Origin of the sequence: Streptomyces solincola (assembly GCF_002982015.1) — a bacterium.
GTDB classification, from domain to species: Bacteria; Actinomycetota; Actinomycetes; order Streptomycetales; family Streptomycetaceae; genus Streptomyces; species Streptomyces solincola.
In genome coordinates, this window is record NZ_PVLV01000367.1 from 1 (window position 1) to 3,936 (window position 3,936).

General features: G+C 76.4%; 4 protein-coding genes and 1 pseudogene. 3 read left to right on the forward strand and 2 right to left on the reverse strand.

Annotation, left to right across the window (positions count from 1 at the left end; all coding sequences use genetic code 11):
• Positions 1-158 (reverse strand): annotated as a pseudogene (locus C6N75_RS31725) (FAD-binding oxidoreductase); the annotation flags it as partial.
• Positions 159-237: 79 nt separating this feature from the next.
• On the opposite strand from C6N75_RS31725, the gene C6N75_RS21780 reads away from it, so the two are divergent.
• The 3 genes from C6N75_RS21780 (at position 238) to C6N75_RS21790 (ending at position 2,851) form a co-directional block, all read left to right on the forward strand.
• On the forward strand, positions 238-837 hold the full coding sequence (locus tag C6N75_RS21780; protein ID WP_105870589.1) for a TetR/AcrR family transcriptional regulator: 600 nt from the start codon (positions 238-240) through the stop codon (positions 835-837).
• Entirely contained in the window at positions 834-2,405 is a 1,572-nt protein-coding gene (locus C6N75_RS21785; protein ID WP_105870590.1) for a glycerol-3-phosphate dehydrogenase/oxidase, read from the forward strand. The genes C6N75_RS21780 and C6N75_RS21785 overlap by 4 nt, the downstream gene beginning before the upstream one ends.
• Before the next feature lie 104 nt (positions 2,406-2,509).
• Positions 2,510-2,851 carry a tetratricopeptide repeat protein gene (locus C6N75_RS21790; RefSeq protein ID WP_105870591.1) on the forward strand — a complete coding sequence of 114 codons (342 nt, stop codon included), beginning with the start codon at positions 2,510-2,512 and terminating at the stop codon, positions 2,849-2,851.
• A gap of 263 nt (positions 2,852-3,114) precedes the next feature.
• Here C6N75_RS21790 and C6N75_RS21795 read toward each other — a convergent pair whose 3' ends face one another.
• A complete protein-coding gene (locus tag C6N75_RS21795; protein ID WP_105870592.1) occupies positions 3,115-3,792 on the reverse strand; it encodes a uracil-DNA glycosylase in 678 nt (225 codons plus the stop codon).
• Positions 3,793-3,936: the final 144 nt, after the last annotated feature.

Sequence of the window (3,936 nt, forward strand, 5' to 3'; positions counted from 1 at the left end):
GGGCCGAGCGGGGTGGGCGGGGCCTCGACGTCCTCCAGCGCGGGCGGCGCGGTTTCCAGGGGGGTGACGCCCAGCAGCTCGCGCAGCAGGCCGGTCACCGAGTCCGGCAGCGGTTTCGCCCGGGCCGGGTCGCCCCAGCCGCTCCACAACATGTCCACTTCGGTCGTTCCTCACCGTCGTCGGGACGGGGGCTCCTGGTACGCGCCCCCCGGCTCCACTGGCATTACACTGTGACAGATGACGCCCATTCGTCACAACCATGCGGACGCCGACGTCGTGCTCGACGCGGCCCGGGACTGCGTCCTGGCCGTCGGGGTGCGCCGCACCACGCTGACCGACGTGGCCCGGCGGGCCGGGGTCTCCCGGATGACGCTCTACCGGCGCTGGCCGGATGTGCGGACTCTGGTCGGCGACCTGATGACCCGGGAGTGGATCGCGGTCGCGATGTCGGTGATGCCGGAGGCGGACCCCGGCGTGCCGACCAGAGGCCGGCTCGTCGGCGGACTGGTGGCGGGGGTGGCGGCGTTCCGCGCCCACCCGCTCTTCCACAAGATCCTCGACGTCGACCCCGAGCTGCTGCTTCCGTACATGCTCGACCGGCGCGGCGCCACCCAGGACGCCCTGCTCGGGCTGCTCACCGGCGCACTCGCCGAGGGCCACGCCGACGGCTCGGTCCGCCCGGCCCACCCCGAACTCCAGGCCCGCTCGCTGCTGCTGGTCATCCAGTCGTTCACGCTCTCGCTGCGCACCATGGCCGACGAGGCCGCCCCCGGGCTCGGCGAGGCCGACTTCCTGGACGAGCTGCGCACCCTGCTGGAAAGGACCCTCGCGCCATGACCTCCGGCCCCCTGAACTCCCTGCACGCCGAGCGCCGCCGCCGTGAACTGGCCGACCTGGCCGGCGGACGGCGGGTGGACCTGCTGGTCGTCGGCCTGGGCGCGACCGGCGCCGGGGTGGCCCTGGACGCCGCCGCGCGCGGCCTGTCCGTCGCCGCGATCGACGCCCACGACCTGGCCTTCGGCACCTCCCGGTGGAGTTCCAAGCTGATCCACGGCGGGCTGCGCTACCTGGCCGGCGGGCAGCTCGACGTCGCCCACGAGAGCGCCGTCGAACGCGGCGTGCTGATGGAGCGCACCGCCCCGCACCTGGTGCGCGCCCAGCCGTTCGTGCTGCCGCTCACCCCGCTGGTCTCCCGCCCGCAGGCGGCGCTGGTACGGGCCGGGCTGCACGCCGGCGACCTGCTGCGCGCCTCGGCGCACACCTCCCGGGCCACCCTGCCCGGCCCCCGCGGCCTGTCCGCGGTGGAGACCCGCCACCTGGCGCCCCCGCTGCGGTCCGCCGGGCTGCGCGGCGGGCTGCTCTCCTGGGACGGCCAGCTCTCCGACGACGCGCGCCTGGTCACCGCGCTGGCGCGCACCGCCGCCGCGCACGGGGCGCACGTCCTGACCCGGGTGCGGGCGCTGGCGCTGGACGCGGGCGGGGCGCGCATCCGGGACGAACTGACCGGCGCGGAAGGCCGGATCGAGGCCCGCGCGGTCGTCAACGCGGCCGGTGTCTGGGCCGGCGGGCTCGACCCGGCCCTGCGCCTGCGGCCCTCCCGGGGCACCCATCTGGTGCTGCGCACCCCGGCGCTGGGCCGCCTGGGCGCGGGGCTGCACATCCCCGTACCCGGCGAGTCCAACCGCTTCGTGCTGGTGCTGCCGCAGGGCGACGGACGCACCTACGTCGGGCTGACCGACGAACCGGTGGACGGCCCGGTGCCCGACGTCCCCGAGGTCCCGGAGAGCGACGTCGGCTTCCTACTGGACGTGCTCGGCTCGGCGCTGGAGGTCTCGCTCGGCCGGGACGACGTGGTGGGCGCGTTCGCCGGACTGCGCCCGCTGCTGGACACCTCCCGGACCGGCGACGACGGCGCCGGCCGCACCGCCGACCTGTCCCGCCGGCACGCCGTGCTCACCTCCCCCGAGGGCGTCGTCACCGTGGTCGGCGGCAAGCTGACCACCTACCGGCGGATGGCCGAGGACGCGGTGGACGCGGCCGTCACCGCCCGGGGCCTGGCCGCCGGGGTGTGCCGCACCGCCGCGCTGCCCCTGGTGGGCGCCGCCGCCCCGGACAGGCTGGCCGCCCTGGCCGCGCCCGCCCGGCTGGTACGGCGCTACGGCACCGAGGCCCCCTCGGTGCACGCCCTGGGCGCGGCCGATCCGGAGCTGGCCCGGCCGGTCGCACCCGGCCACCCGGTGACCGCGGCCGAGCTGGTCTGGGCGCTGCGTCACGAGGGCGCCCTGGACGCGGCCGACCTGCTCGACCGGCGCACCCGGGTGGGCCTGGTGCCCGAGGACCGGGCGGCCGCGCTGGGGACGGCGGGGCGGCTGCTGGAGCGGTACGCGGACAGTCCCGCACCCTAGCCACTTGGTGGAATGTTCCATCACTCACGGTGGTTGTGCGGTCCGACGGCCCGTGCCCGGCCCGGTGCCGGGCCGGGCACGGAGGGACGCGAAGGGAGCAACGGGTGAACGACTACTACGGGCACGGCACCGCCGCCGAGCGGTGGGACCGCGCGCGCATGTTCTTCGACGCCAAGGAGTACGTCACCGCTGCCGGCATCCTGGACGAGCTGGTGGCCGAAACCCCGGAGCAGGTGGGCCCGCGGCTGCTGCTGGCCCGCGCGTACTACCACTCGGCGCGGCTGGGCCGGGCCGAGGCCGAGCTGAGCGCGATACTGGAGCGCGACCCGGCGGAGCGGTACGCGCTGCTGCTGCTGGGCCGCACCCTGGAGCGCCAGGGCCGGGCGGCGGAGGCCGCCCCGCACCTGAAGCTGGCCGCCGCGATGGGCGGCGAACTCCCGGACTGACCCCGTGCGGGCGGCGGGCGACCGGACCCCGGCCGCCGCCGCCCGCCGGGCCCGGCAGCATGACGGCCCCGGAACGAGGGGGCGTGCGCGACCAGTCGGTGGAGGTGCGGGTGGACGGCTGCGATCCGCCCCGTGGACGGTCGGCGGCACACCGGACGCGGCCGCACTGCACGTCGCCCTCGGCGACCCGGACTCCGGCGGCCTCGGAGCCCCAGCCCCACACCGTCCCGGTAGGGGCCGCAGGGGCAGGTGAGGCCGCGGGGCTACGGCAGGCGCCAGTCGACCGGCTGAGCGCCCTGTCCGGCCAGGAGTTCGTTGACCCGGCTGAAGGGGCGGGAGCCGAAGAAGCCGCGGTCGGCGGACATCGGCGAGGGGTGGGCCGACTCGACGGCGGGCAGGTCGCCGAGGAGCGGGCGCAGGTTGCGGGCGTCGCGCCCCCACAGCACCGACACCAGCGGCTTGCCCCGGGCGACCAGCGCCCTGATGGCCTGCTCGGTCACCTCCTCCCAGCCCTTGCCGCGGTGCGCGGCGGGCTTGCGGGGCTCGGTGGTCAGCGCCCGGTTGAGCAGCAGCACGCCCTGCCCCGTCCAGGGGGTCAGGTCGCCGCTGGAGGGGCGCGGCAGGCCCAGGTCGTCGCCCAGCTCCCGGAAGATGTTCTCCAGGCTGCCGGGCAGCCTGCGCACGTCCGGCGCGACGGCGAAGCTCAGCCCGATGGCCATGCCCGGCGTCGGGTACGGGTCCTGACCCATGATCAGCACCCGGACGTCGTCGAACGGCTGCTGGAAGGCGCGCAGGACGTTCGCCCCGGACGGCAGGTAGGTGCGGCCCGCGGCGATCTCTCCGCGCAGGAAGTCGCCCATCTCCGCGATGCGTCCGGCCACCGGTGCGAGCGCCTCGGCCCAGCCCGGTTCGATGAGTTCACTCAGGGGTCGTGCTGCCACGGCGTCACTCTACTGGTGTAACGGACATGCTCCCGCCGCCGCGATCCGGGCGCCGACCCGACATAACCGGACGTAGGCCGCCCTACCTCCCCCTCCCCGCCCCCGCGCGCGGGGTGAACCAGTAGCATGCGGCGCCATGAGCAC

Excerpts from the sequence above, each read along its gene's own strand:
- C6N75_RS21780 (WP_105870589.1), top strand. The coding sequence starts at position 238 with ATGACGCCCATTCGTCACAACCATGCGGACGCCGACGTCGTGCTCGAC.
- C6N75_RS21785 (WP_105870590.1), top strand. The coding sequence starts at position 834 with ATGACCTCCGGCCCCCTGAACTCCCTGCACGCCGAGCGCCGCCGCCGT.